This window comes from Actinoplanes sp. DH11, from assembly GCF_020873875.1.
Taxonomy (GTDB): Bacteria; Actinomycetota; Actinomycetes; order Mycobacteriales; family Micromonosporaceae; genus Actinoplanes.
The window spans coordinates 1-235 of record NZ_JAHWGU010000240.1 but is presented as its reverse complement, the minus strand read 5'-3'; the positions used below and the strand labels follow the sequence as shown (position 1 = coordinate 235).

1 protein-coding gene is annotated in these 235 nt (G+C 70.2%); it reads right to left on the bottom strand.

Features of this window, described 5'->3' with window-relative positions:
• Positions 1 to 235: acyltransferase domain-containing protein (locus tag LPA41_RS41600; RefSeq protein WP_229077048.1), on the bottom strand; the 235-nt coding region annotated here is incomplete at both ends.

The window sequence follows — 235 nt, the reverse complement described above, 5'->3', positions numbered from 1 at the left end:
ACGGCATCCTCATCACCGGAGATCACCACCGCCTGCGGGCCGTTGACCGCCGCGATCGACACCCCATCAACAAGCCGCGCGATCACCTCGTCCTCGGTCGCGGCGACAGCCACCATCGCCCCACCCGTGGGCAGCGCCTGCATCAGACTGCCTCGGGCCGCGACCACCTTGACCGCATCCGCCAGCGACCACAGTCCGGCCACGTGCGCGGCGGCCAGCTCACCGATCGAATGCC